This is a genomic window from Pseudomonas triticicola, from assembly GCF_019145375.1.
GTDB classification, from domain to species: Bacteria; Pseudomonadota; Gammaproteobacteria; order Pseudomonadales; family Pseudomonadaceae; genus Aquipseudomonas; species Aquipseudomonas triticicola.
Genome location: NZ_JAHSTX010000001.1, coordinates 2,094,065 through 2,119,167, shown reverse-complemented (window position 1 = coordinate 2,119,167; position 25,103 = coordinate 2,094,065). Strand labels below are relative to the sequence as shown.

Genomic DNA, 25,103 nt, shown 5'->3' with positions numbered 1-25,103 from the left:
GTTATGGGCCTCCCTTTTTATTCGGCTGCGGGTCAGGTCGATACCTCATTCTGCAAGCCTTTCAAATATTCGACCAACGTCTGCGCGCACGCTTCAATCGCGCCATCCACGACCAGTTCGAACCCGTGGGTATTCTCGGTCGGGATTGCGATGCAGCCGGCCTGGGCGCTGATGCCGGAGCTCATCACCGCGCTGGCGTCGGAGGCGAAATCCACCAGCAGGGCGAACTGTGGATCGAAGCCGCAACGCTTGGCTGCGTCGGCCAAGGCCATGACCACGCCGCGCGAGTAATAGCCTTTCTGGTCGCCGGTATCGATGATCGGGTCGACGCCCAATCGTGTTGCGTACTCGCTCATCACCGGGCCGACTTCCACCGCGATTGTGGTGTCGCCGGGCAGGTGCGCAGCGGCGTACATTGCGCCGGCGTTGCTTTCTTCCTCGAGGGTGGTGAAGACAAAGTAGGTGTCGTGCGCCAATTCGGTCGGGCTGCGCTTGAGTTGCTCGGCGGCCTGGAGCATGGCGACGACGGGTGCGCGGTCATCGAGAAAATGCGCAGCGGTGGCATCGCCGACCCGGAACGGCGTACGCCAGTGCTGGCTGAGCACGACGCGGGTGCCGGGACGCACGCCCATGTCTTGCAAGGTTTGCGGGTCGTGGCGGGTGATGATGTGCACGTCTTTCCACTCCACCGCGCCGCTCATCACATCCTGGCCCTGCGGCGAACCTGTGGTGGCGTGCATCGAGCCGAATGAGAGCACGCCGGGCAGGGTTTGCGCGTCGCCGAGAATATCCACCGGACACACACCGAAATTCACCGGGTTCGCACCGCCGAGGGCAACCACCCGCAACGTACCGTCGGGCTCGACGCGTTTGACCAGCATGGCGATCTCGTCCATGTGGCCCATGATGCGCACGGCGTGCTCGCCGTCCGGATCGGGTTCGCGGCCCTTGAGCAGGCCGATGACATTGCCGGCCCGATCGGTCCAGACCTCGTCGCAATGGCGCCGCAGTTCTTCCAGGCAGATCGCCCGGACCTCGTCCTCCTGACCGCCGGGCCCGCGTGCCATGAGCAAACGGCTCAATAGTGTTTGGGTGGATTCCTCTGTGTTGCGCGGCAAAGGCTTTTGGTTATCCGACATGCATGCTGACCCTCCTTGCATCGGCGGACGTGTATCGACCGCTCAGAATTTAGGGGGCAGATTGGCGGGAAAATTCAGATGGGTTGAGGCCTTCTGATTCACCTGCATCCCCTGTGGCAGCGAGCCTGCTCGCGATAGCGCTGGGTCAGGCGATGATGAGGTTGAATGTACCGGCGCCTTCGCGGGCAAGCCCGCTCCCACAAAGATTTGGGTGCGACAAAGATTGCTGATCTGCCCCGGACCATTGTGGGAGCGAGCCTGCTCGCGAAAGCGCTGGGTCAGGCGATGATGATGTTGAACGTGCCGACGCCTTCGCGGGCAGGCTCGCTCCCACAGGGATTTGGGTTGCGCTGAAGATTGTGGCCTTGCCCCGGACCATTGTGGGAGCGAGCTTGCTCGCGAAAGCGCTGGGTCAGGCGATGATGATGTTGAACGTGCCGACGCCTTCGCGGGCAAGCCCGCTCCCACAGGGGATTTGGGGTGCGACAAAGATCGTGGATCTGCCCCGGATCACTGTGGGAGCGAGCTTGCTCGCGATAGCGCTGGGTCAGGCGATGATGAGGTTGAACGTGCCGACGCCTTCGCGAGCAGGCTCGCTCCCACAGGGATTTGAGTTGGATTGAAGAGTTGCGTTTGTCAGCGGTTGTATTTCAGCGCTTCGACAAACGCTGCAAACGCTGCCGAGCTCTGGCGCCTGTTGGGGTAATAGAGGTGATAGCCCTGAAACGTCGGGCACCACTCTTCCAGCACTTCCACGAGTCGCCCGTCGGCCAGATACGGGGCGACCAATTGTTCGGGCACGTACGCCACGCCGATGCCATCCACGGCGGCGTTGAGCACATGCATGATGCTGTTGAACACCAACTGCCCATCGACCTTCACGCAGAAGTCCTGACCCTTGTGCGCAAACTCCCAGGCGTAAATCGCGCCGGCCGGTTGGTGGCGGATGTTGATGCAAGTGTGCTCCGTCAACTGATGCGGCGTGGCGGGTGCCGGGTGGCGAGCGAAGTAACCTGGCGAGGCCACCACGGCCAGGCGCCAGTCCGGGCCGATGCGCACGGCAATCATGTCTTTGCTGATCGACTCGCCCAAACGAATGCCGGCATCGAAGCGTTCCTTGACCACATTGGTGAATCCGTAATCGACGTAAAACTCCAAGGTGATGTCCGGATAGTCCTGCAAAAACTTCGCGAGCATCGGCCGGATGCACAATTCGATCTGATCGTCCGTGCAGGAAACGCGGATCGTGCCGCTGGGCTTGTCGCGCAGTTCACCGAGGGCTTCGAGCTCGGCGCTGATCTGCTCGAACAGCGGCGCAATTGAGTGCATCAAGCGTTCGCCCGCCTCGGTCGGCGAGACATTGCGCGTCGTACGAGCGAGCAAGCGGATACCCAGACGCTGCTCAAGCGCGCGCACCGTATGACTCAGCGCAGACGGCGTGACGCCGAGGCGGGCGGCAGCCTTGGTGAAGCTTTGCTCCTGTGCCACCGCCAGAAAGGCCTGCAGGTCGTTGACTTTGGCATTGCTCATTGCTGAATTTTTCTCAAAAGCACATGAAGATTACCGCTACTAATCAAGTTAAGCCCGATCCGTCAAGCTTTGCAGCCTGAGTAGCGGGGCAGAAGGCCTCGATGATTTTTTCTTCAAGACAGGTTTTCGCATGACGGCTCAAGTAATCGATACCCCGACAGCCCAGCCCATGGAAGCGTCCACTGACGGCGAACAACCGGCGTACTGGAGCGGTGTGTTCGCGATGACCTTGTGTGTTTTCGCGCTGATCGCCTCCGAGTTCATGCCGGTCAGTCTGCTCACGCCAATGGCTACGGACTTGCACATCAGTGAAGGCCTGGCCGGCTACGGCATTGCCATCTCTGGCGCGTTCGCGGTGCTGACCAGCCTGACGATCAGCAGGCTCGCCGGCTCGATGGATCGCAAGCGCCTGTTGCTGCTGTTGACGGCGCTGATGTGCGCGTCAGGGCTGGTGGTGGGCCTGGCGCCCAATTACACGGTGTACATGATCGGTCGCGCATTGATCGGCGTGGTAATCGGCGGCTTCTGGTCGATGTCGGCAGCGTTGGCCATGCGTCTGGTGCCCTCCGCCAGCGTGCCCAAGGCACTGGCGATTTTTAATGGCGGCAACGCATTGGCGACCGTCGTGGCGGCGCCGCTGGGCAGTTATCTGGGCAGCGTGATTGGCTGGCGCGGGGCGTTTTTCTGCCTGATACCCGTGGCGCTGATTGCGCTGCTCTGGCAATGGATCAGCTTGCCCGCGCTCCCGGCCGCGCCACGCAAAGCCAGCGCAGCCAATGTTTTTGCGTTGTTCAAAAGCCGCCGGGTGGCGTTGGGCATGCTCGGCGCAGGTCTGTTCTTCATGGGCCAGTTTGTTCTGTTCACCTACCTGCGACCGTTTCTGGAGACCGTGACCCGGGTCGACGTTTCGGTGCTGTCGATGATTTTGCTGGTCATTGGTGTGGCCGGGTTTATCGGCACGGTGATCATCGGGTCGGTGCTGAAGTCAGGTCTGTACAGAGTAGTGACCGCCATCCCGCTGTTGATGGCGATCATCGCGGTGGCGCTCATAGGAATGGGCAGTTCAGTGGTCGCGACATTCGTGTTGCTGGGCTTGTGGGGATTGATCGCCACTGCCGCGCCGGTGGGCTGGTGGTCGTGGCTGGCGCGCACGCTGCCCGACGATGCCGAAGCCGGCGGTGGGCTGATGGTGGCGGTGGTGCAGTTGTCGATTGCCTCGGGTTCTACCATCGGTGGTCTGCTGTTCGACGGCAGCGGTTACCGGCTGACGTTTTTCGCCAGCGCGGCATTGCTGGTGCTGGCGGCGCTGATGACCTGGCTGACGTCGCGGCAGGCGGCCTGAATCAACTTTCGCTGTTTTCGGCCGCCGCCTGCGCAGCTTCGGCTTCCAGCTTCAGGCGGTCGGCCTTGCAGATGTATTTGGGCTTTTTCGGCGCCAGTTTGGCATTGGCCTTCTTGGCCTTTTCCTTGAACAACTGCTGCAGCTTCTTTTGGCGATTCATGATTTTTCGATCGGGGGTAGAGAGGGTGGGAATCCTGACGCAAGGCCGAGTGGTCAGCAAGAAGAAATCCACTAAGCTGAGCACATTCGCCCATACTCAAGAGCATCCCCAACCGAAGGAATCGCACATGAGAAAAGCTCGCAGATTGATTACCGCGTTGTCTTGCCTCGCGCTGGTAATCGGCAGCACGACGGCACTGGCTGACCCCGGCAATGGCAAGGGGCAGGGTGGTCAGGGCGGCCAGGGCAACGGCAAGGGCAAACCGCAAAACATGCAGGATCACGGCAAACAGGGCGGGGGCGGCCTAGGCAATGGCAACAAGGGCCAGCAATCCTCTGGCAATCGCGGCGGTGGTCCGAGCGTTGATCGCGGCAATATTCTCGGCATCATCGATGGTTATCGCGGCGAATACTGGAATCCGGGGCCGCCGCTGCCGCCAGGTATTCAAAAGAATCTGGCGCGGGGCAAACCGCTGCCGCCGGGTATCGCCAAGAAGCTGGACGGGCGCATGCTCGGCCATTTGCCGCACTATGACGGCTACGAATGGCAACAGGTGGGCACCGACCTGATCCTTGTCGCGCTGGCCACCGGGCTGATCTACGAGGTGCTCAACGGCGCGTTTGATTGATTGTTGAAAGAGGAGCGGCAGCATGTGCCGCTCCTTTTTTATGTGTGTATTGCTGCAGCGTTTGCAGCAATGAACTGCATTCAGGCTGGGTTGTTCGTTGAGTGCTGAGCTTTCAGACTGAGCTAACACTTAACGAATGAATGGAGATGACCATGGCCAACGCAATCCGCTTCACCGCAACGGGCGCACCGGACGTTTTGCAATTGCACACTGTCAGCGAACAGGCCCCCGGGTCCGGCGAGGTCTGGCTGGAGCAAGAGGCGGTGGGCGTCAATTACCTGGATGCCAGCCAGCGTAAAGGTGCGGTGCCGGTGGCGTTGCCGTCGGGGCTGGGGCTGGAAGGCGCGGGTCGGGTGGCGGCGGTCGGTGCCGGTGTGAGCAATGTGCGCGTCGGTGATCGGGTCGCTTACGCCACTGGCCCCTTGGGCGGTTACGCCTCGGCGCGGCTGTTTCCGGCAGAGCGGCTGGTGAAGATTCCCGATGAGTTGTCGTTCGAAGATGCGGCGGCGGTGTTGTTCAAAGGCATCACCGCGCAGTATCTGCTGAAGGCGACTTATCCCGTCGGGCCGGGCACGACGATGCTGCTTTACGGCGTCGCGGGAGGTCTGGGGGAAATCATGGTGCCGTGGGCCAAACACCTTGGCGCAACGGTGATCGGTGTGGTGTCGAAGCAGGCCAGTGTCGACAAGGCTCGCGCGTCCGGTTGTGACGAAGTGCTGGTGTTCGATGCCGAGACTCTCGCCGCCGATGTGGTGCGTATCACCGAGGGGCGCAAGGTCGATGTGGTGTATGACCCGATTGGTCGGGTGTCTTTTCAGGCCTCGCTGGACAGCTTGCGCCCACGCGGATTGATGGTCTCGTTCGGGGCGCAGACCGGCGCGCCGGCGGCGGTGGAAATGGCCACGCTGAACGCCAAGGGCTCGCTGTTCCTGACCCGTCCGTCGCTGGCCGCCCACACCGCCACGACAGCCGAATATCAGGAGCGCGCGCAAGATGTGCTGGCCGCTGTTGCTGCCTGTATCATCACGCCGCAGATTCGCGCGCGCTATGCACTGGCCGACGCGGCACAAGCGCACGCCGATCTTGAATCGGGCCGATCATCAGGGGCGATCATTTTAAAACCATGAATCTGGATGTTCTGAGCAACCCGCACAGCGATGAAATCGCTGCGTTCCTGGCCGTCGCCGCGCAGGGCTCGTTCGTCGCGGCAGGCCGTTTGTTGCAGCGCCATCCGACCATCGTTTCCAAGCGCCTTGCGGCGATGGAAAAGCGACTGGGCGTGCGGCTGGTGGAGCGCTCGACGCGACACGTGCGTATCACCGAGGCTGGCCTGCAACTCGAACAGCGCCTGCGCGCAGCCGTCGAGTTGATGAACGAAGCGCAGCAGCAAGCGGTGCAGGGCGCCAGCGAAGTACGCGGCACCCTGCGCCTGGCCTTGCCGGCGGCAATGGGGCGGTTATGGCTGGGGCCGCTGCTGCCGGAATTTCTCAAGGCCCATCCGCAGGTTTCTCTGGTGGCCGATTACAGCGAAGGCCTCGTCGACATCATCGAGCAGGGCTTCGACGCGGCTATTCGCATCGGCGAACTGGACGACAATCGCCTGATTGCAAAAAAGCTCAGTGACCATCGTCGGATTCTCTGCGCGTCACCGGGCTACATCGAGGCCCACGGCATGCCGCAAACCCCGCAGGACCTGCTGCAGCACAATTGCCTGCGCTTCAGCGGGTTGACGTCGTTTCCGCTGTGGCGCCTGCATCGCGGCAACGAAGTGCAGACCATTACGCCACACGGCAACCTGACCGCCAGCGACAGTGAATCCCTGCTCGCCGCCGCCCGCGCCGACGCCGGCATACTCGGTGCCGGTGACTGGCTGATGAGCCGCGATCTGAAGGCAGGTCGGCTGATTCGCGTGCTGCCCGACTGGCATCTGGATTCGGCGGGCGGCGTTTATCTGGTCAGGCCGTCATCGCGATTTCCGGCGGCGGCGGTGGTGGCGTTCAAGGAGTGGATCGAAGCGAAATTCGAGACCGGGCCACCTTGGGCGGTTTGATCACAACCTGCATCAAATCCGACACTGGCCCTGTGGGAGCGAGCCTGCTCGCGAAAGCGGAGTGTCAGTCATAGAGGGTCTGGCTGACCTGACGCCTTCGCGAGCAGGCTCGCTCCCACAGGTTTCGTGGCTTGCTCAGGAATTGCCGAACACACGTATATCCAATGTGGGAGCGAGCCTGCTCGCGAAAGCGGAGTGTCAGTCAAGATGATGTGGCTGACCTGGCGCCTTCGCGAGCAGGCTCGCTCCCACAGGTTTCGTGGTTTGCTCGGGAATTGCCGAACATACGTATAGCGAATGTGGGAGCGAGGCCCAGTTTGAGCGCACAAAAAAGCCCGGCATCGCTGCCGGGCTTTGGAGTCTTCAACGCTTTACGCGGCGATCTTGTTGGCTGCCATTTCCTTTTTGTGGCTGGCCTTCATGGCTTCCATCTGTGCGCCCAATTCCTCGAGTTTTGCCTTGCCCAGAAGCTTTTGCGCTTTCGGGAACATTTCTTCTTCTTCCTCCTCGATGTGGTGCTCCAACAGTTCCTTGACCACTTTGACCCGACCGGCAAATTCCGGGGTGCCTGGATCGGTTTCTTTCAGATCAGGCAGTACCAGTGAGTCCACGGTGCGGTGCTCTTCCTTGGCTTCGTAGTACATGATGTCTTCTTCCTTGCTGCCGGCTTCCTTGAACGCAGGATAGAGAATCTCTTCCTCGAGGCGGGTGTGGATGGTGATTTCCATTTCCAGTTTGCCCAGCAACTCCACGCGTTTTTTCAGTGCGCGGTCGGTGGACTCACTCAGTTGGCTGAGGATGGCTTTGACTTTTTCATGGTCGGCTTTGAGAAGGTCGATGGCATTCATTTTTTTAAGGCCTCTGCTTTTCACGGATTGAACACAGCGTTCTTTTTCGCGCTGCTGTGTATTCAGGAAGAGGCTATCGCAGGACTCATGCCAACTCGCCGATCAAGCGCAACCCTTCTAAATCAAGGGCTGGCATCGAAGCAGGCACAATGCTTTCGTGCAGCCTGCAAGATATCCGCGCAGCAGACATTGCATATAACAAGCCCGGCAAAAGCCGGGCTGTGAGTGATGCTTGAGACGGGGCCGCGTCCTTGCTTAGCGGCTGGCCTGGGAAGGCGAGCCGCGACCGATATGCTTGGGCCCCGCCAGCGCCCAGGCGATCAGGCCGAACAGCGGCACGAACACGATCAGCACGATCCACACGCCTTTATTGCTCGATTTCCCCTCGCTTTTACGCACCCGGTTGATGGCCCAAAGCTCGATCAGCACGAGAATGACCGCCAATACGATCCACACGGTTTCGATTTGCATAGGCTTAACTCCTGATGGTCTGTGCGTTAGGCGACGAGAGGGGCGTTGGGTTCATTCTTTTTGCCTGGGACAAGCGGACGCGGTGATACCCGGTTGCAAAATAAATGTCTGGTCGCCGCTGCGCCCTATATCCTCTGCGCCACACGTTTAGGCTGGAACAGGGACAGGGCAATGGCATTCAGGGTGATGGTCGTCGGTGGTTACGGCAATTTCGGCAGTATCGTTTGTCGGCATCTGGCACAGATGTCAGAGATTGAACTGCTGCTGTCGGGCCGCGATGCGCGCAAGTTGCAGCGCAAGGTCGCTGAGCTGCAAGCGCAGTCGGGCCGAGCTTGCGAAGGCTGGTGCGGTGATGCGATGGGCGCAGGTTTTCAAGCGGCGTTGCGAGAGTTGAATATTCAGTTGGTGGTGCACACCGGCGGGCCGTTTCAGGGGCAGTCCTACGCGGTTGCTGAGAGCTACATCGGCGCCGGGGTCAATTACTGCGATCTGGCTGACTGCCGCACCTTCGTCAACGGCATTGCTGTGCTCGACGCCCGCGCCAGGGAGGCTGGTGTGGCGCTGCTCAGCGGTTGCAGTTCAGTGCCGACCTTGTCTTCGGCAATCATTGACCAGCAGCGCTCGCGTTTTGCGCGAATCGATTCGATTGAGCATGGCATTTCTTCCTCGGCAAAAATGCCGGGGCTGTCCACGGTCGAAGGCGTGCTCGCCTACGCAGGCAAACCGATCAAACAATTGAAAAACGGCCAGGTTCACGAAGTATTGGGCTGGCTCGATCTGACTTTGCGCACGATGCCGCAACTGGGCACGCGGGTGCTGGCCAATGTCGATGTGCCGGACATGGATATTTTCGCTCGCCGCTATGGCGCACAGACGCTGCGCTTCAAGGCTGGCGCCGGCCTGAAGCTCGGCGGTGTCGCCAACGCCTTGCTGGCGCAAGCCTTGCGCTTCGGTCTGGTGCGCGATCATGTGCGCTGGGCGGCGCGCCTGCATCGACTGGGAACGCGGTTCGAACGCTTCGGTGACGGCAAAAGCGCGATGTACATCGATGTTCAAGGCATCGGAGTTGACGACCAGCCGCTGAGCATGACCGTGCAACTCACCGCACTGAATGACAAAGGCCCGGAAATCCCCAGCTGCGCCGCCGTCGCTCTCGCCAGCAAAATGGCCCGGGGTTATGCACCGCAACCTGGCGCGCGGCCGTGTGTTGGCGAAATCAGCGTCGATGAATATCTGGCGGCGATCAACGATCCGGCCAATCTGAGCCTGTCGGTTCAGTTCGCCGAAGGGCAGCGTTGAGATGCTCTATCTCTGCCTGAAGTACCTGCACGTCATTGCGGCGATTTTCCTCTTTGGTTTCGGCATGGGCTCCTACCTCTACCTGATCGCCGCCAGCCGCAGCGGCAACCCGCAAGTGATCGCCCATGTCGCACGAATGGTGGTGCGCTTTGATACGTGGATCACCACGCCGGCCGGGATTGTGCAGGTCATCACTGGCTATCTGCTGATGCGGCTTTCCGGGCTTTCGATGAGCACCGAATGGCTGCTGACTTCGCTGATCATTTTCTTCTGTGTCGGCGCGTTGTGGCTGCCGGTGCTGGTATTGCAAAAGCGTTTGCAGAGCATGGCGCTGAGCGCGGGCGAAGGTAGCCTGCCTCTGGATGATCGCTACGCGAGCACGTACCGTTGGTGGTTCTGGATGGGCGTCGCCGGGTTCGCCGGGATGTTTGTCATCGTGCTGATGATGGTGACGAAGATGACGCCGCTGCAACTGATCGGGTCAGCCGTGGGCTTTTAGAAAACGGCTTTCGTGATCCGCAGTCGGCAGCAGGCAAGTGTCGTACTTGCCGAACAGCCGATAGCGGTTCAGCGCGATGCGATCGTAAGCCCAGTCGCGCAGACGACGCGGGAAGATCCGCAGCAGTTTCAGCGGCTGCCAGCGCATTGGCAGTTGCCCGACCACTTCAAGAAATGCATCTGATCGTTCCCAATAATTGCGGTCGCGGATCACCGCCATGGTGTCGAACTCGTCCAGCGGCATACCGGCCCACGCCAGCAAGGCCTGGCCCTCGGGCGATTGCACGGTCGCCAGCCGCACGCGGCGCTGACGGTCATACCGAATCAGAAAGCGCGCCCAGCCGTTGCACAGTTTGCACACGCCGTCGAACAGCACCACGGTTTCGCCGGGCTTGAGCAATGGCGCGGAGGTGGGGCGGGTTTTCATGGCAGGCATCGGCGGATGTCCTTGGCGGCGGTTGTTGCGATCATAACCTTGATCACCGGACTATAAGAGTGGATCGCGACGGTATTGCCCCGGCGATATTCCGTGCACGCGGCGGAATGCAGCGCCAAACGCCGCGTCGGACAGATAGCCCAGTGACGCGGCGACAGTGGCGACATTGTCCCGACCATTGCGCAAGCGGAACGCGGCCACGCGCATCCGCCAGCGCGTGGCATATTCGACCGGCGCTACACCCATGCAAGTTTTGAACAGCGCGGCGAAACCCGATCGCGACATGCAGGCAATCTCGGCCATTTGCGTCAGTTGCCAAGGCTTCTGCGGAGCAGCGTGAATGGCGCGCAACACGCCGGCAATCGCCGGTTCCCGCAGTCCGCCCAGCCAGGCCAGTTGTTCGGCATCCGCGCTGTTGATGTGATGGCGCAGCGCATGGATGAAGATCAGCCGCAGCAGGTCGTTGCACATCGCCTGCGAGCCAGGCTGATGCGACGGCCACTCGCGGCCCAGTTCATCCAGCAGCCAGCCGAACGACGAGGCGCCTGCGGTTTCGGCACGAATGATCAGCGAGGTTGGCAGCACGTCGAGCAGTTCGGTTGCGCCGGGGCCGGATAGCGACACGCTGCCGCCCAGCAACTCGACTTCCTCGCCGACGCCAAAGGTCGCTGAGGCTCCGTCATGGGCGAAAACATCCGCTGCATTCACCGCCTCGATGTCGGGGCCGCTGGCCAGAATGAACGGCGTGCGCGACACCACAAAACAGTCGCCGGCCTGCAACAGGCGCGCCGGCACGCCTTGCATCCGCAGCCAGCATTCGCCTCGTCGCACCACGTTGAATTTCAGTTCGATGGGTTGGAAACGCAGCGCCCAGACGCCTCCCGCTTGCAAGCGAACCGAGCAGGCTGCGCGCAGTTCCGAGAGCGCCAATACCGCAGAGAGTGGGTCGCCAGCAGGATTTTGGATGATCACGACAGAAACCTGGATTTATCAGACTGGTTCGTCCCGAAAGCTTAGCCAAGAATGAAGGCCTTCGATAGCTCACTCAGGATTACGCCCATGGCCACGCTTCAACAACCTGTGCAATCACCGTTCAACGCCGCCAGCACAGCGGCTGAAGTCATGGCCGGCATTGATCTGCGCGGGCAACTCGTTGTGGTGACCGGCGGCTATTCCGGCCTCGGTCTGCTGACGGTAAAAAGCCTCGCGGCGGCAGGGGCGCAAATTATCGTGCCGGCCAGAGATACCGCGCGAGCTGAGGCTGCATTGGCTGGAGTGGACGGTGTCCGCGTGATGCCCATGGACCTCATGCAGGCCGAGTCGGTGGCGGCGTTCAGCCACAGCGTGGTCAGCGCGGGTCAGCCAGTGTCATTGCTGATCAACTGCGCCGGAATCATGGCCGCGCCGTTGCTGCGCGATGCCGATGGCCATGAAAGCCAGTTCGCGACCAACCATCTCGGTCATTACCGCCTGACCTGCGGCCTCTGGCCCGCGCTGGTCAAGGCTGGGCAGGCGCGGGTGTTGTCAGTGTCCTCGCGCGGGCACCAGATTGCCGGGATCGACTTTGACGACATGGATTTTCTGCAACGGCCGTATGACAAATGGCTCGCCTATGGCCAGTCGAAAACGGCCAATGCCTTGTTCGCGATTGCACTGGATCAGCGTGGACGTAGCCATGGCGTCCGCGCTTTCTCATTGCATCCCGGGCAGATTCTGACGGATCTGGCACGGCACCTGAGCACAGCGGAACTTGCCGCATTCGATGCGCTGGATGAGCAGGGCCGGCCACGGCTCGATGCGCAGAATGGGCTGAAAACGCTGGAGCAGGGCGCCGCAACGGGGTTGTGGTGCGCGACCAGTGCATTGCTTGCGGATTTGGGCGGCGTGTATTGCGAAGACTGCAATGTTGCGCCGATCAATGAACCGGAAGCAGGCCGCAAGGGTGTTGCGAAATGGGCGGCGGATGCTGAGCTGGCTGAGCGACTTTGGGGGTTGTCGGAGCTATGGACGGGGCTCACGGTCGCATAAATCGAGTCAAAGGCCAAAAGCCCCTCACCCTAACCCTCTCCCGGAGGGAGAGGGGACTGACCGAGGTGTTTAGGAGAAATTCGCCGACCTGAAATACCGGGTCGAACTCAGGTTTTGAACAGCACCCAAATCGGCTCCCTCTCCCCCGGGAGAGGCCGGGGTGAGGGGCTTTGGCTTCAATCTCAGCACTTCATTCAAGCCGAACCACAATAAATGACCGAAACACGCCGACCCTTTGCAACCGAGCCGAACGCAGGATTTGAACAGCACCCGAATCGGCTCCCTCTCCCCCGGGAGAGGGCTGGGGTGAGGGGCTGCCGCGCCGCCGTAATCAAGTCGTACCCAGACACAACATTTCGCCTACGCTCGTCACGCCTGTGCACCGCCATCGCGCTGCAGCCCGGTCAGATTACTCCCCCAGCTTCGCCCAGAATTCCTCCGCTGAAGGGCTGATCGGTGCCGTCGGGCGAGTCAGGTGTATTTCCAGGGGAATATCCCAACTTTCATCCAGTGCCCTGACCAGACGCCCGTCAGCCATTTCCTGTTCGGTCAGGCTTTTCGGCAGCCAGGCCACGCCTTTGCTTTCCAGCGCCATCGACATCAGCACTGCGGCCAAGTGGCTGCTGAACAGCGGTTTCAGGTGCAGATAATCAGCCTTGCCATGTAACCTGTGGGCGACGATTCGGCCCAGGCCGGATTCGTGGGTGTAGGCCAGATAGGGCAGGGTTTCAGGCGACGTGCCGAACTGGGCTGAAGCACTCGCCAGCGGCACAAGTACATCCTCGCCAACCTTCTTGCCAATGAACTGATCCGGCGCCAGTAATGGCGGAACGTCGGGGTGGCGGTGGCACAGCAGGAACTGCACCTGGCCATGAATCAGCATCTGTTCGCACACGGCCATGCTGTCGGAATGCAGGCGAACCGCATCGATCGGCGCGCCACTTTCGGCGCTGCGCAACCAGCGTGGGAAGAAGGTGAATGACAGCGAGTGAGTGGCAGCAAACTGCAAGGTTTTCGCCGCCATGCCAGCCACTTCCTGGGCCTCGGAGCGCATGCGGTAAAGGCGTCTGGCTGCTTCCTGGGCGCTGGGCAAAATCTGTCGGCCGGCCTCGGTCAACGTCGCGCCTTGCGGGGTGCGCACGAACAGTTCGACACCCATCCAGTTCTCCAGCGAGCGCACTCGGCGACTGAACGCCGGCTGCGTCACATGGCGCGCTTCGGCGGCCCGGACAAAGCTGCCGTACTCGGCCAGTGCTGAAAAATCCTCAAGCCAAACCAGTTCCAAGGGCAATGCCTCCTGTGCATAGGGCGCGGCATTAATAGCATTGGGCGGGTGTCGTCGCAACGCATAACGTTGGGTCACCACAACAAGAGGAACCCGTCATGCGTATCGTCGATATCCGTGAGAAAACCGTCTCCATTGCTTCCCCGATCGCCAATGCCTACATCGATTTTTCGAAGATGACCTGCTCGGTCGTCGCGGTCATTACCGACGTGATCCGCGACGGCAAACCGGTCATCGGTTACGGCTTCAACTCCAACGGTCGCTACGGCCAGGGCGCGTTGATGCGCGATCGTTTTCTGGCGCGGATCACTGAAGCCGACCCGGAAACCCTGATCGATCACGAGAACAATAACCTCGATCCGTTCGCCATCTGGAAAACCCTGATGACCAACGAAAAACCGGGCGGGCATGGCGAGCGTTCGGTAGCGGTCGGCACCATCGATATGGCGGTGTGGGATGCGGTGGCGAAGATCGAAGGCAAGCCGCTGTATCGCCTGCTTGCCGATCGTTATCGCAACGGCGTTGCCGATGACAAAGTCTGGGTGTATGCGGCGGGTGGTTATTACTACCCGGGCAAGGACCAGAGCAAGCTCAAGGCCGAAATGCAGAGCTACCTGGATCGTGGCTACGACGTAGTCAAGATGAAGATTGGCGCGGTGCCGCTGGACGAAGATATCCGTCGCATTGAGGCGGTGCTGGAGGTGGTGGGCGACGGCCAGCGCCTGGCGGTCGACGCCAACGGCCGCTTCGATCTGCAGACCGGTATCGCCTACGCCGAAGCGATCAAGAAGTACAACCTGTTCTGGTACGAAGAAGTCGGCGACCCGCTGGATTATGCGCTCCAGGCCGAGCTGGCGAATCACTACGAACTGCCGATGGCCACCGGCGAAAACCTCTTCTCTCACCAGGACGCCCGCAACCTGTTGCGCCACGGCGGCATGCGCCCTGACCGTGACTACCTGCAATTCGACTGCGCGTTGTCCTACGGGCTCGTCGAGTACATGCGCACCCTGAAAGTGATGGAAGAGCTGGGTTGGTCTTCGCGCCGCGTGGTGCCGCATGGTGGTCACCAGATGTCGCTGAACATCGCTGCCGGTCTGCACCTGGGCGGCAACGAATCGTACCCGGACGTGTTCCAGCCATTCGGCGGTTTTGCCGATGGTATCCGCGTGGAGAACGGCTACGTCGGACTGCCGGATATTCCGGGTGTCGGCTTCGAAGCCAAATCTGCGCTGTATGCCGTCATGCGTGAACTGGGCGAGGGCTGATTCGGTTTTATCTGCGGCCTCGATTTCCGAGGCCGCACCTTCAGGCGTCATCCTCGACGCCAAAGCCACATGCCCACCACAACAATAAAATGAGGTGCTTCCGTGGAAACTTCAAAATCGCGCTGGTACAGCCAGCTCTATGTGCAAGTGCTGATCGGCATCGTCATCGGCGCTGCCATCGGTTACTTCGTGCCGGACATCGGCGCCAAGCTACAGCCGTTCGCTGACGGTTTCATCAAGCTGATCAAGATGCTCCTGGCGCCGATCATTTTCGGCACGGTAGTGGTCGGTATCGCCAAGATGGGCAGTATCAAGGAGGTCGGCCGCATCGGTGTGAAAGCGCTGATCTACTTCGAGATTCTTTCCACCATCGCACTGGTGGTCGGCCTGATCGTAGTCAACGTGGTCAAGCCCGGCGCCGGCATGAATATCAACGCCGGCACCCTCGATGGCAGCGCTGTCAACAAATACAGCCAGGCGGCAAGCGAGCAGGGCGGCCTCGTCGAATTCTTCCTCAATATCATCCCGCATACCTTCCTCGGCGCCTTCTCCAACGGCGTGATGCTGCAGGTGATTCTGTTGTCGGTGCTGATGGGCGTCGCCTTGGTGCAAATGGGCGAAACCAGCAAACCGCTGATCAACACCATCGATCTGTTCCTGCAAGGTCTGTTCAAAATCGTCGCGATGGTCATGCGTCTGGCGCCGTTGGGCGCGGGGGCTGGCATGGCATTCACCATCGGCAAATACGGCATCGGCACTCTCCTGTCGCTGGGGCAGTTGCTGGTCGCGCTGTACATCACCACGCTGATTTTCATCGTCGTTGTACTGGGCGCGGTGGCGCGATGGTCGGGCATGCCGCTGATGCAGTTTCTGCGCTATTTCAAGGATGAAATCCTGATCACCCTGGGCACCTGTTCGACCGAAGCGGTATTGCCGCGAATGATGGTCAAACTGGAAAAGCTCGGCTGCAAGAAATCTGTAGTCGGCATGGTCCTGCCGACGGGCTACACCTTCAATGCAGACGGCACCTGCATTTACCTGACCATGGCGGCGATCTTCATCGCCCAGGCGACCAACACGCCGCTGACCTTCATGGATCAGATGATTCTGCTCGGCGTGTTCCTGCTGACCTCCAAGGGCTCGGCCGGTGTGGCGGGAGCAGGGTTCGTGACCTTGGCGGCCACGCTCACCACCATTCACTCGATACCTCTGGTGGGCCTGGTGTTGCTGTTGGGCATCGACCGCTTCCTCAACGAGGCGCGAGCGGTGACCAACCTGATCGGCAACGGCATCGGCACCATTGCCATTGCCAAGTGGGACAACTCCTTCGATGTCGAAGCGTGCGAGCGGGAAATCGCTGCCATGAAACACGCCAAGGCCGAACGTAAATCGATGCTGGCGCACAAGTAATCCGCGCAACGTGGCGATGTTGGCGACAGCTCGCCACGGTTTCCTGGCTAACCATCATGCGACGGCGATAGCGAAGTCATTTCGCAACTCCACAACTGCAAAAACGGCTGGCTGATACTAGCCGGCCCAACCCATCGGCTGACCAATTCGCACTTGCCGTCCATGCATAACTGGTAATCGCCGGCCTGCGGGGTTCTGCCCAATTGCAGTGGTTGCAGCGGCGGCAAGTGGCGTCGGTAATGCCAACTGCCGTTTTCCAGCCGGGCGTCGTCGGGTATCTCCATGCCAGCGCCGTTGCCGCGAACCCTGGCCTGCTCTAGAACCAGCCCTTGGGCCGTGACGCGGTAGTCTTCCTCCCAACGGATCTTTTCGATGCTGTGGTTCCATGCCAGCGTGAAGTTCGCTACCGGCAATTGTGCCCAAATGCTGCCGGCCAGACCCAGGCACAAACCGATCATTCATTGGCCGCGGCGGCGCGCCGCGAGCGCCAGAGGTGTTGCACGATGACCAGAATCGCGAGTGCGAAGCCGATTTCATCGGTCACCGGCAGTGCCACGATCAGCAGGGCGCCGGCGCCGAGACTGAGCGCCCGTTCCCAGATCAGCATTTTCTGTTGCAGAAAACCGGTCGACGCCATGCCCCACAGACCGACCGCGAGAACCGTTTTCACCAGCATGTAAGCGCTCGCCGCCAAATCATCGCCTTGCAGCATCAGCGCCGGGTTGTAGACCGCCATGAACGGGATGACGAAACCGGCCAGCGCAATGCGCACGGCCCACAAGCTGATCTTGAAGCCGCTTTCCTTGGCGATCGGTGCGGCGGCAAAACAGGCGAGGGCCACCGGCGGGGTCAGGTCGGCGAGGATGCCGAAGTAGAACACGAACATGTGCGACACGATCAGTGGCACGCCCAGTTCCAGCAGGGCAGGCGCGGCGATCGAGCTGGTGATGATGTAGTTGGGAATGGTCGGAATGCCCATCCCCAGTACCAGGCAGGTGATCATCGTCAGGATCAGCGACAGCAGCAGGTTGTCGCGGCCGATGGCGAGAATGTAGCCAGCGAACGTCGAAGCGACGCCAGTGAGTGAAACGATGCCGATAATGACGCCGACCAGTGCGCAGGCGATGCCCACCGGTACCGCGTGGCGGGCGCCCTCGACCAGCGCGTGCAGGCAGATCAGCAGCGTTTCGCGACCGCCCTTGATGAAAGCGCAGACCAGCACCAGGACGGCAATGACCGCGAAAATCACCGCGATGCCAAGCTGGAAAAAACCTGTGCAGAGCACGCCCAGGGCAATCCAGAACGCGCAGCGCAGGCCAAAGCTGTGCACCCGGAAAATGATCGCCGAGCCGAGAATCACGATGGCAGTCAATGCCAGGCCGACCATGCCGGAGAACAGCGGTGTGCGCCCGGAAAACAACAGGTACACCAGAACCAGCAGAGGAATCAGCAAGTACCAACTGGTTTTCACCGCGCCCCATGCGCTGGGGCACTGGTCTTTGGGCAGGCCCTTGAGGTTGGAGCGCTTGGCTTCCAGATGGACCATCCAGAACACCGAACCGAAATACAGCAGGGCGGGTATCAGCGCCGCCTTGGCGATTTCGACGAAGGGCACATTGATGGTTTCAGCCATGATGAAGGCGACCGCGCCCATCACCGGAGGCATGATCTGGCTGCCCATGCTGGAGGTGGCTTCCACGCCGCCGGCGAACGCGGCGCGATAGCCAAAGCGCTTCATCAGCGGAATGGTGAATTGCCCGGTCGTGACGACGTTGGCGATCCCGGAGCCGGTGATCGTCCCCATCAGCGCCGACGAGGCCACGGCCACTTTTGCCGGGCCTCCCAGCTTGTGCCCGAACAAGCCCATGGCGAAGTCGGTAAACAATTTGATCATGCCGGCCTGCTCGAGGAATGCGCCGAACAGGATGAACAGGAAAATGTAGGTCGCCGACACATACGTCGGCGTGCCGTACAGCCCTTCGGTGCCGAACGACAGTTGATTGATGATCTGGTCGAAACCGTAGCCGCGATGGGCCAGTTCGCCGGGCAGGTATTCCCCGAACAGGCCGTACGCCAGGAACAACCCGCAAATCACCGGCAGCGCGATGCCCATGACCCGTCGCGCAGCTTCGAAGACCAGGGCAATCAATACGATGCCGATCATCAGGTCGGCCGAGGTGAGGTCACCGGAGCGCTGGATCAGATCTGCCTCGAACACCCATTGGTACAGCGCGGTAGCGATAGCGGCCAGGCTCAGCAGCCACGCCAGCGGTTGCCACGGACGGTCTGTGCCGCGTGCGGGATAACTGAGAAACACCACCCACAGCAGGAAACCGACGTGCACCGCACGCAGCACCTGGCTGGAGAGAGGAGAGAAGGCTGCGGTGACGATCTGGAAAATCGAGAACAGCAACGCTACGTAAAACAGGGTTTTCGGCCAGTCTCGCGGGTTCGCGGAAATACCGTGATGCTCGTCACTCATTGGCTGCCTTCCTCATGACCACGCAAAGGAATCGACGCTACAGCGGCCGTCACGCCACTGCGCACAAGCGCTTACAAAGCGCCTTTTTCCTTGTAGTAGCGCTCGGCGCCGGGGTGCAGCGCGATCGGCAGATTTTTCGCAGCCGCTTCCAGCTTGATGTCCTTGGCCGCCGAATGGGAGTTACCCAAGCGCCCCAGGTTGTCGAATAGCAGGCGGGTCATGTCATAGACGACGTCATCCGGCAGGTCGGCGCGGGTCACCAGAATATTGGTGATTGCCACGGTAGGCACGGCTTCGGCCTGGCCGTCGTAGGTGTTGGCCGGGATCATTGCGCTCTGATAGGCCGGATTGCCGATTTTTGTCACCACCTCGCTCGGAATGGCGACGTAGTTCAGCGGCATTACCGACGACAGGTCGCGAATGGCGGCCATGCCCAGTCCCGACGATTGCAGGGTGGCGTCCAGTTGCCGGTTCTTGATCAATTCCACCGATTCGGCAAACGGCAGATATTGCACTTTGCCCATGTCCTCGTAGGTCAGGCCAGCCGCTTTGAATATCGCCCGCGCATTCAATTCGGTGCCGGATTTAGGGGCGCCGACCGAGATGGTCTTGCCCTTGAGATCGGCGAGGGTTTTGATCCCCGACTCTTTGCTGGCGACGATTTGAATGTAATTGGGATAGGCGCCGCCCAAGGCGCGCAATTTGGTCAGTGGTGCTTTGAAACCGGCGTCCTCCACGCCGTTTTTGGCGTCGGCCACGGAGTCGCCCAAAGCCAGGGCCAATTCGCCGCGACCGGCCTGTAGCAGGTTGAGGTTTTCTACCGACGCTTTGGTGGCCTGCACCGATGTCTTCGAGCCGGCAATACCGTCGCTGTAGATTTGCGACAGACCGACCCCGATCGGGTAGTAAACCCCACTGGTTCCGCCGGTGAGGATATTGATGAACACGGGCGCGGCCTGCGCAGCACTGCTAAGGGTCAGCGTGGCGGCGGCCAGCAGGGCAAAGCGTGTTTTGACTCGCATGGGGGCACTTCTCCGTCTTGTTATGGTTTTAAGCAGAGTGATTGCACTCTAGCCGGTCCCGGCTGAACGTGATCGTCACGACGTCAGTTCATCCCCAGCCAGTTCGGCAGCACCAGTGAGATCCATGGCACGTAAGTAATCAGGATCAGGAACAACAGCAAAATCGACAACCACGGCATCGCGGCTTTGACTGTGGCGGGCAAGGACATGCCGGTCACCGCCGAGGTCACGAACAGGTTCAGGCCCACCGGTGGCGTGATCAGGCCGATCTCAAGGTTGACCACCATGATGATGCCGAGGTGAATCGGATCGATGCCCAGTTTCATCGCGATAGGAAAAAGGATGGGCGCCAGGATCAGGATGATCGCTGACGGTTCCATGAACGCGCCGGCAATCAGCAGCACAATGTTGACCACCAGCAGGAACGTCACCGGCGTCAGGCCGGCGTCGATCACCCAGGCGGTGATTTGTTGAGGTAACTGTTCGGTGGTCAGCACGTGGGCGAACAGCATGGCGTTGGCAATGATGAACATCAGCATGATGCTCAGCTTGGCCGAGTCGAGCAGAACCTTGGGGGTCTCGCGAAAGGTCAGATCCTTGTAGACGAACAAAGCGATGAAGGCCGAATAGACGGCTGCCACTGCGGCAGCTTCGGTCGGGGTGAACATGCCCGAATAGATGCCGCCGAGGATGATCACCATCAGCAACAGGCCCCATATTGCCTGGCGTGCCGTACTCAGAAACTCGCGAAGCGTCGCACGCGGCAAGGCGGGGAGATTTTTCTTCACCGCGACGATGTAGATCGCCACCATCAACGCCGTGCCCAGCAGCAGGCCAGGCACCACGCCGGCCATGAACAGCTTGCCCACGGAGGTTTCTGTAGCGGCGGCGTAAACCACCATCACAATCGACGGCGGGATAAGGATACCCAGCGTACCGGCGTTGCAGATGATCCCTGCGCCGAACGCCTGCGGGTAGCCGGAACGGACCATCCCGGCAATCGCAATCGAGCCCACCGCAGCGACCGTGGCGGGACTTGAACCGGAGAGGGCGGCAAACAGCATGCAGGCCAGCACCGCCGCGATGGCCAGGCCGCCGCGAATGTGCCCGACACAGGCGTTGGCGAAGTCGATCAGCCGGCGGGCGACGCCACCTGTGGTCATGAAGGCCCCGGCCAGCAGGAAGAAAGGAATGGCCAGCAGCGTGTAGTGTTCCGAGGTCTCGAACAGTTTGATCGCCAGCGAGCGCACCGAGTCGGGACTGAAGAAAATGATCGTCAGGGAGCCGGCCAGCCCTAGCGAAATGGCGATCGGCACGCCGATGAACATCAAGGCGAACAGGGCCACGAACAGGAAGGCAATGGTCATGGCTTGTCTTCCTCGTGTTCGGCAAGTTTCAGCGCGTCGGCCGCTTCATCGGCCAGGCCGAGGCCGGTCTGACGGTTGAGCAGGATGCGCAGGAGAATTTCAGCGAAGCGGATTAACACCAGCGCGAAGCCCAGCGGCACGATCAACCCGATATGCCACTGCATGACGCCGAAATGGCCGAGATCCTCGGCACCGATACCGGCGTTCATCAAGGTTTCGATCCATTCGAAGCTGGCGACGGCGAGCAGCCCCGCGTAGGCCAGACAGCACAGGCAGGCCAAAATGCCGATGTAGCGCTGTACCGATCTGCGCGCCAGTTTGACCAGTGCGTCGACACCGATGTGCCCGGCGGTGCGCACGCCATACGCCAGGCCGAAAAAAATCAGCCAGCCAAACAGCGCTTTGGTCAGGGCGGTGCTCCAGGTCATGGCCTGCGCCATGCCCATGATCTGATCGCCAACGGCGAACAGCGGGACACTCGCTGCCGGCCAATGATCGGCGAGCCAGTAAAACAGGCTGTAGAAGTTATTGAGGATCACGTAGACAAACGTGACGAGGGTCATGGCCGCCAGAAGGAAGACGATAAAGCCTTCCTCGAAGTGTTCCCAGATTCGCCGAAGCGCTTTCATGGATGGCATCTCACGTCGAGTGAAGACGGGCAGGCGCCGACGCAGCGGCGCCTGCCTTGGGATTATTGCGCCTGGTTTGCGGCTTCGGCGGCAGAGATCAGCTCAGCGCCGATTTCGCCTTCGAACTTCTTCCACACCGGTTTCATCGCATCGCGCCATTGCCCACGTTCTTCTGGCGTAAGCGTGATGATTTCCGTGGTTTTGGCGGCAAGGATGCGCTGTTTGTCACCCTCGTTCAGTTGCTGGGCTTCCTTGTTCACGTGGGTGGTGACTTCCACGACGATCTTGTCCAGTTCGCTGCGCACGTCGGGTGGCAGGCCGTTCCAGAACTTGGTGTTGGTGATCAGCATGTAGTCCAGTACACCGTGGTTGGATTCGGTGATGTATTTCTGCACTTCATGCATCTTCTGGCTGTAGATGTTCGAGTAAGGATTCTCCGCCCCGTTGACCACACCGGTCTGCAGGCCTTGATACACCTCGGCAAAACTCATCTTGCGCGGATTGGCGCGCACCGCCTTGAACTGCTCCTCCAGTACGGCCGAGGCCTGCACCCGGAACTTCAGGCCGCGCGCATCCGCCGGTACACGCAGTGGCTTGTTGGCCGACAGTTGTTTCATGCCGTTATGCCAATAAGCCAGGCCGGTGATGTTTTTGCTTTCCATGGATTTGAGCAGGCCCTGACCCTGCGGGCTCAGTTGAAAGCGGTCGACAGCGTTGATGTCATTGAAGAGGAAGGGCAGGTCGAACAGCTGCACTGACTTGGTGTACTGCTCGAACTTGGCCAGCGACGGCGCAATCATTTGCACATCGCCGAGCAACAGCGCTTCCATCTCCTTGCCGTCACCAAAGAGCGAGGAGTTGGGATACACCTCGACCTTGACCTTGCCCGGCAAGCGTTCCTCGACCAGTTTCTTGAACAGCAACGCACCTTGCCCCTTGGGCGTCTGGTCAGCGACCACATGCGAGAACTTGATGATCACCGGGTCTGCCGCCATGGCCGGGTTCATGCTGCTTACCGCCAAAGCGCAGGCAAGTGCGCTGAACAGAGATCTGAGCATCTGGGTGATTCCTCTTGTTTTTATTTTGATGACCGCTCGACGCGCTGAACGCGTTCAAGTGCCGAGACATGTTCAAGTCTAGGCAGAAATCTCTGATTTGCCGGGGAATTGACCAGAAAGCCGCAAAACAGTGGCGAGTGAACTGAGTACGTGGTTCCGTCAGGGCCGTGAACGGTATGGGGATTACCCGGCAATGAGTGGTGTTTGAATTTCAAGTGCCCGCTGCTGAAGGTGAGCCGGGCAGATAGGCCCCAGGTTGGCGGCGCGGGATTCTCATATCGCCAAGTCCTCCATGGAAAACGACGAGCTGCGCCACACTTGTACAAAGTGCAATAAGCTGTACAAAACCTCGCCGCAAGCGGAGCGTCACAAGGCAAGTGCCGGACATGCCGGGCTTTGTGAGAAATGTCTCAAAAACGAGCAGGAGCGGGTGATCAGTCAGCGCCTGGCCTTGTGTGCCGCGAAGATGTTGGACATTGATCGTCAGTTCAAGCCATCAGCGAAACGCTGATGTTCGCTTCAGCTCGCAGACGAGGCGGCTGATGAAATTCAGCAAGGCTCAACGATTACCGCTGCGCTTGTACAACTGCAGAGAGTTGGGTTGGGCCGTTGATCATGTCCCTGACAATAAATCACTGCCAGTAATTTTTTTGACTTACGTATAAATCGAATCGTCCAGTTGCCCGGATGTTACACAAACTTGCACAGGAAGTAAGAGGCCCGTGAATACGGGCCTCAGTACTGTTCTGATAAAAGAGCACAAACGCTCTTAGCCTGCGAGCATCAAACTTGCGATGCCTTGATCAACAGCGAACCGCGCCGGCGCATGAGGGCGTAATAAGCGTACGCAGGGAACAGCAAGCCAACGGCCCACGCCAGGTCTACGCCTTGCAGGCTGGTGGCAACAGGCCCGACGTACATGGAGGTATTCATGAACGGAATCTCCAGAGCAATGGTGCAAAGGAATACTGCGATTGCTGTCCAGTTCACCCGACCGTAGATGCCTGCCGGATCGAAGATGTCGGCAATCCGGTAAACGCCTTTGCGCAGCGCGTAATAGTCGACAAGATTGATCGCCGTCCAGGGGATCAGAAAGTAGCTCATGAAAAAAATGAAATTCAGGAAGAACTGCAGAAAGTCGTCCTGCGCCAGAGTGCATAAACCGGTAGCGGTCGTGCAGATGATCAGCAGGAATCCCGCACGTACAGACGGGGTGATTTTGAGCGCAGAGAAAGGCTCGATCATCGTGACCGTCGACATGAAAGCGCCATACAGGTTGAACACGTTGATGGCGATCTGGCCGTAAAGCACGAATGCCACCATCAGCAGGGTGCCTCCTCCGAGCAGGCCTATCAGATGCAGCCCGACATTATCGGAGAACCCCACCATGCCCTTGGCCAGTACGGCGCCTAACAACATCATCCAGCTTCCGCCGATCACGGTACCGGCATAGCTGTACCAAAACACTTGGCGGGTGGATGTGGCGCTCGGCAAATAGCGAGAGTAATCCGCCACGTAAGGTGCGTAGGACAGTTGCCAAGTGACCGCGATGCTGACGGAGGCGAGGAAGCTGACCAGATTGAAACCCTGCGCGGTCCATTGGCCGGCCTCTATCGGCAGCGCGAGGGCGAGCAGGGTGGCGATGCCGAACACCGCAATCGAAATCAGCGAAAGCAGCTTCTGCACGCGATGAATCAGTTGGTAGCCGAACAGCGCGACCAGGAAGCATGCCGCGCCCAGCAGAGCGATGTTGCCAGCGGTGCTCAACGGGCTCAGGTCGCTCACCGCCTGAGCAGCCAACAGCGTGTTGCTGACGAAAAAGCCCAAGTAGATAAGCATGACGAACAGCAGCGGGACGATAGCGCCGAAAACCCCGAATTGTGCCCGGCTCTGGATCATCTGCGGAATACCCAGTCTCGGTCCCTGCGCGGAGTGCGAAGCCATGAAGATTGCACCAATCAGCGAACCGATAAGGATCGATAGCGCACTCCAGAAAAGATTGAGTCCCAGGCTGATGGGCAACACTCCAGCCGCTACCGTGGTGATGTTGGCGTTGGCACCAAACCAGACGAAGAACAGAGAACGGGGCCGACCGTGACGCTCGCTCTCTGGGATAAAGTCGATGCTGCGTTTTTCAACTTTCATGTCTGTTC

Annotated in this window: 25 protein-coding genes; 10 read left to right on the top strand and 15 right to left on the bottom strand. The window is 60.1% G+C overall.

Going from position 1 to position 25,103, the window contains the following annotated elements:
• Positions 1-32: 32 nt before the first annotated feature.
• Positions 33-1,067 carry a M28 family peptidase gene (locus KVG85_RS09415; RefSeq protein WP_225926660.1) on the bottom strand — a complete coding sequence of 345 codons (1,035 nt, stop codon included), beginning with the start codon at positions 1,065-1,067 and terminating at the stop codon, positions 33-35.
• 708 nt (positions 1,068-1,775) lie between these two features.
• Complete coding sequence (locus tag KVG85_RS09410; RefSeq protein WP_217863669.1) at positions 1,776-2,669, bottom strand: LysR family transcriptional regulator; 894 nt, start codon at positions 2,667-2,669, stop codon at positions 1,776-1,778.
• Between the two features lie 130 nt (positions 2,670-2,799).
• Here KVG85_RS09410 and KVG85_RS09405 point away from each other — a divergent pair, with 130 nt between their 5' ends.
• Positions 2,800-4,011: an MFS transporter gene (locus KVG85_RS09405; RefSeq protein ID WP_217863668.1), complete on the top strand. Its 1,212-nt coding sequence runs from the start codon at positions 2,800-2,802 to the stop codon at positions 4,009-4,011.
• A gap of 1 nt (position 4,012) precedes the next feature.
• Here KVG85_RS09405 and KVG85_RS09400 read toward each other — a convergent pair whose 3' ends face one another.
• A complete protein-coding gene (locus tag KVG85_RS09400; protein WP_024012572.1) occupies positions 4,013-4,171 on the bottom strand; it encodes a DUF2986 domain-containing protein in 159 nt (52 codons plus the stop codon).
• A 127-nt stretch (positions 4,172-4,298) separates the two neighbouring features.
• On the opposite strand from KVG85_RS09400, the gene KVG85_RS09395 reads away from it, so the two are divergent.
• From KVG85_RS09395 to KVG85_RS09385, 3 genes are all read left to right on the top strand, one after another.
• Complete coding sequence (locus KVG85_RS09395) at positions 4,299-4,799, top strand: anti-virulence regulator CigR family protein (RefSeq protein ID WP_217863667.1); 501 nt, start codon at positions 4,299-4,301, stop codon at positions 4,797-4,799.
• A 152-nt stretch (positions 4,800-4,951) separates the two neighbouring features.
• Positions 4,952-5,926, top strand: coding sequence for a quinone oxidoreductase family protein (locus KVG85_RS09390; RefSeq protein ID WP_217863666.1), 975 nt, complete (start codon positions 4,952-4,954; stop codon positions 5,924-5,926).
• On the top strand, positions 5,923-6,849 hold the full coding sequence (locus KVG85_RS09385) for a LysR family transcriptional regulator (protein WP_217863665.1): 927 nt from the start codon (positions 5,923-5,925) through the stop codon (positions 6,847-6,849). The genes KVG85_RS09390 and KVG85_RS09385 overlap by 4 nt, the downstream gene beginning before the upstream one ends.
• Before the next feature lie 371 nt (positions 6,850-7,220).
• Here the strand turns inward: KVG85_RS09385 and KVG85_RS09380 are convergent, their stop codons facing one another.
• Complete coding sequence (locus KVG85_RS09380) at positions 7,221-7,697, bottom strand: PA2171 family ribosome-binding persister protein (RefSeq protein ID WP_136493610.1); 477 nt, start codon at positions 7,695-7,697, stop codon at positions 7,221-7,223.
• Between the two features lie 255 nt (positions 7,698-7,952).
• Positions 7,953-8,168, bottom strand: coding sequence for a PLD nuclease N-terminal domain-containing protein (locus tag KVG85_RS09375; RefSeq protein WP_016774306.1), 216 nt, complete (start codon positions 8,166-8,168; stop codon positions 7,953-7,955).
• A 171-nt stretch (positions 8,169-8,339) separates the two neighbouring features.
• Between KVG85_RS09375 and KVG85_RS09370 the strand changes: the two genes are divergently transcribed.
• Complete coding sequence (locus tag KVG85_RS09370; RefSeq protein WP_217863664.1) at positions 8,340-9,467, top strand: saccharopine dehydrogenase family protein; 1,128 nt, start codon at positions 8,340-8,342, stop codon at positions 9,465-9,467.
• A gap of 1 nt (position 9,468) precedes the next feature.
• Positions 9,469-9,966, top strand: a complete 498-nt coding sequence (locus KVG85_RS09365) for a DUF2269 family protein (RefSeq protein ID WP_197890376.1) — start codon at positions 9,469-9,471, stop codon at positions 9,964-9,966.
• Here KVG85_RS09365 and KVG85_RS09360 read toward each other — a convergent pair.
• Both KVG85_RS09360 and KVG85_RS26140 read right to left on the bottom strand, forming a co-directional pair.
• Complete coding sequence (locus tag KVG85_RS09360) at positions 9,949-10,401, bottom strand: thiol-disulfide oxidoreductase DCC family protein (protein ID WP_217863663.1); 453 nt, start codon at positions 10,399-10,401, stop codon at positions 9,949-9,951. The genes KVG85_RS09365 and KVG85_RS09360 overlap by 18 nt on opposite strands.
• A gap of 51 nt (positions 10,402-10,452) precedes the next feature.
• A complete protein-coding gene (locus KVG85_RS26140; protein ID WP_367615310.1) occupies positions 10,453-11,373 on the bottom strand; it encodes an AraC family transcriptional regulator in 921 nt (306 codons plus the stop codon).
• Between the two features lie 87 nt (positions 11,374-11,460).
• On the opposite strand from KVG85_RS26140, the gene KVG85_RS09350 reads away from it, so the two are divergent.
• The gene (locus KVG85_RS09350; RefSeq protein WP_217863662.1) at positions 11,461-12,429 is read left to right on the top strand and encodes an oxidoreductase; all 969 of its coding nucleotides are present in this window, start codon (positions 11,461-11,463) and stop codon (positions 12,427-12,429) included.
• A 409-nt stretch (positions 12,430-12,838) separates the two neighbouring features.
• Here KVG85_RS09350 and KVG85_RS09345 read toward each other — a convergent pair whose 3' ends face one another.
• A complete protein-coding gene (locus KVG85_RS09345; RefSeq protein WP_024012581.1) occupies positions 12,839-13,714 on the bottom strand; it encodes a LysR family transcriptional regulator in 876 nt (291 codons plus the stop codon).
• 98 nt (positions 13,715-13,812) lie between these two features.
• Here KVG85_RS09345 and KVG85_RS09340 point away from each other — a divergent pair, with 98 nt between their 5' ends.
• Positions 13,813-14,982 (top strand): mandelate racemase/muconate lactonizing enzyme family protein, encoded by a 1,170-nt coding sequence (locus tag KVG85_RS09340; RefSeq protein ID WP_024012582.1) that lies wholly within the window; start codon positions 13,813-13,815, stop codon positions 14,980-14,982.
• A 102-nt stretch (positions 14,983-15,084) separates the two neighbouring features.
• The gene (dctA, locus tag KVG85_RS09335; protein ID WP_110599133.1) at positions 15,085-16,392 is read left to right on the top strand and encodes a C4-dicarboxylate transporter DctA; all 1,308 of its coding nucleotides are present in this window, start codon (positions 15,085-15,087) and stop codon (positions 16,390-16,392) included.
• 47 nt (positions 16,393-16,439) lie between these two features.
• Here dctA and KVG85_RS09330 read toward each other — a convergent pair whose 3' ends face one another.
• The 6 genes from KVG85_RS09330 to dctP form a co-directional block, all read right to left on the bottom strand.
• Positions 16,440-16,850 carry a DUF1850 domain-containing protein gene (locus KVG85_RS09330; RefSeq protein ID WP_160768911.1) on the bottom strand — a complete coding sequence of 137 codons (411 nt, stop codon included), beginning with the start codon at positions 16,848-16,850 and terminating at the stop codon, positions 16,440-16,442.
• Complete coding sequence (locus KVG85_RS09325; RefSeq protein WP_217863661.1) at positions 16,847-18,874, bottom strand: TRAP transporter permease; 2,028 nt, start codon at positions 18,872-18,874, stop codon at positions 16,847-16,849. The genes KVG85_RS09330 and KVG85_RS09325 overlap by 4 nt, the downstream gene beginning before the upstream one ends.
• A 71-nt stretch (positions 18,875-18,945) precedes the next feature.
• On the bottom strand, positions 18,946-19,896 hold the full coding sequence (locus KVG85_RS09320) for a TAXI family TRAP transporter solute-binding subunit (RefSeq protein WP_122881889.1): 951 nt from the start codon (positions 19,894-19,896) through the stop codon (positions 18,946-18,948).
• A gap of 83 nt (positions 19,897-19,979) precedes the next feature.
• Positions 19,980-21,263, bottom strand: a complete 1,284-nt coding sequence (gene dctM, locus KVG85_RS09315; protein ID WP_041480541.1) for a C4-dicarboxylate TRAP transporter large permease protein DctM — start codon at positions 21,261-21,263, stop codon at positions 19,980-19,982.
• The gene (locus KVG85_RS09310; protein WP_217863660.1) at positions 21,260-21,892 is read right to left on the bottom strand and encodes a TRAP transporter small permease; all 633 of its coding nucleotides are present in this window, start codon (positions 21,890-21,892) and stop codon (positions 21,260-21,262) included. Before KVG85_RS09310 ends, dctM begins: the two co-directional genes overlap by 4 nt.
• Positions 21,893-21,954: 62 nt before the next feature.
• Entirely contained in the window at positions 21,955-22,950 is a 996-nt protein-coding gene (gene dctP, locus KVG85_RS09305; protein WP_110599143.1) for a C4-dicarboxylate TRAP substrate-binding protein DctP, read from the bottom strand.
• A gap of 292 nt (positions 22,951-23,242) precedes the next feature.
• Between dctP and KVG85_RS09300 the strand changes: the two genes are divergently transcribed.
• Entirely contained in the window at positions 23,243-23,461 is a 219-nt protein-coding gene (locus KVG85_RS09300) for a hypothetical protein (protein WP_110599145.1), read from the top strand.
• Positions 23,462-23,733: 272 nt separating this feature from the next.
• On the opposite strand, the gene KVG85_RS09295 is transcribed toward KVG85_RS09300, so the two are convergent.
• Positions 23,734-25,095 carry a purine-cytosine permease family protein gene (locus KVG85_RS09295; RefSeq protein ID WP_217863659.1) on the bottom strand — a complete coding sequence of 454 codons (1,362 nt, stop codon included), beginning with the start codon at positions 25,093-25,095 and terminating at the stop codon, positions 23,734-23,736.
• Positions 25,096-25,103: the final 8 nt, after the last annotated feature.

Bases quoted from the DNA above. Each gene is read 5' to 3' on its own strand.
- KVG85_RS09340 (WP_024012582.1), top strand. From the start codon at position 13,813: ATGCGTATCGTCGATATCCGTGAGAAAACCGTCTCCATTGCTTCCCCG.
- KVG85_RS09295 (WP_217863659.1), bottom strand. From the start codon at position 25,095: ATGAAAGTTGAAAAACGCAGCATCGACTTTATCCCAGAGAGCGAGCGT.
- KVG85_RS09380 (WP_136493610.1), bottom strand. From the start codon at position 7,697: ATGAATGCCATCGACCTTCTCAAAGCCGACCATGAAAAAGTCAAAGCC.
- KVG85_RS09375 (WP_016774306.1), bottom strand. From the start codon at position 8,168: ATGCAAATCGAAACCGTGTGGATCGTATTGGCGGTCATTCTCGTGCTG.
- KVG85_RS09310 (WP_217863660.1), bottom strand. From the start codon at position 21,892: ATGAAAGCGCTTCGGCGAATCTGGGAACACTTCGAGGAAGGCTTTATC.
- dctM (WP_041480541.1), bottom strand. From the start codon at position 21,263: ATGACCATTGCCTTCCTGTTCGTGGCCCTGTTCGCCTTGATGTTCATC.
- KVG85_RS09400 (WP_024012572.1), bottom strand. From the start codon at position 4,171: ATGAATCGCCAAAAGAAGCTGCAGCAGTTGTTCAAGGAAAAGGCCAAG.
- KVG85_RS09405 (WP_217863668.1), top strand. From the start codon at position 2,800: ATGACGGCTCAAGTAATCGATACCCCGACAGCCCAGCCCATGGAAGCG.
- KVG85_RS09350 (WP_217863662.1), top strand. From the start codon at position 11,461: ATGGCCACGCTTCAACAACCTGTGCAATCACCGTTCAACGCCGCCAGC.
- KVG85_RS09320 (WP_122881889.1), bottom strand. From the start codon at position 19,896: ATGCGAGTCAAAACACGCTTTGCCCTGCTGGCCGCCGCCACGCTGACC.
- KVG85_RS09300 (WP_110599145.1), top strand. From the start codon at position 23,243: ATGGAAAACGACGAGCTGCGCCACACTTGTACAAAGTGCAATAAGCTG.
- KVG85_RS09395 (WP_217863667.1), top strand. From the start codon at position 4,299: ATGAGAAAAGCTCGCAGATTGATTACCGCGTTGTCTTGCCTCGCGCTG.
- KVG85_RS09370 (WP_217863664.1), top strand. From the start codon at position 8,340: ATGGCATTCAGGGTGATGGTCGTCGGTGGTTACGGCAATTTCGGCAGT.
- KVG85_RS09325 (WP_217863661.1), bottom strand. From the start codon at position 18,874: ATGAGTGACGAGCATCACGGTATTTCCGCGAACCCGCGAGACTGGCCG.
- dctP (WP_110599143.1), bottom strand. From the start codon at position 22,950: ATGCTCAGATCTCTGTTCAGCGCACTTGCCTGCGCTTTGGCGGTAAGC.
- KVG85_RS09415 (WP_225926660.1), bottom strand. From the start codon at position 1,067: ATGGCACGCGGGCCCGGCGGTCAGGAGGACGAGGTCCGGGCGATCTGC.
- KVG85_RS09360 (WP_217863663.1), bottom strand. From the start codon at position 10,401: ATGCCTGCCATGAAAACCCGCCCCACCTCCGCGCCATTGCTCAAGCCC.
- KVG85_RS09330 (WP_160768911.1), bottom strand. From the start codon at position 16,850: ATGATCGGTTTGTGCCTGGGTCTGGCCGGCAGCATTTGGGCACAATTG.
- KVG85_RS09390 (WP_217863666.1), top strand. From the start codon at position 4,952: ATGGCCAACGCAATCCGCTTCACCGCAACGGGCGCACCGGACGTTTTG.
- KVG85_RS09385 (WP_217863665.1), top strand. From the start codon at position 5,923: ATGAATCTGGATGTTCTGAGCAACCCGCACAGCGATGAAATCGCTGCG.
- KVG85_RS09365 (WP_197890376.1), top strand. From the start codon at position 9,469: ATGCTCTATCTCTGCCTGAAGTACCTGCACGTCATTGCGGCGATTTTC.
- KVG85_RS09410 (WP_217863669.1), bottom strand. From the start codon at position 2,669: ATGAGCAATGCCAAAGTCAACGACCTGCAGGCCTTTCTGGCGGTGGCA.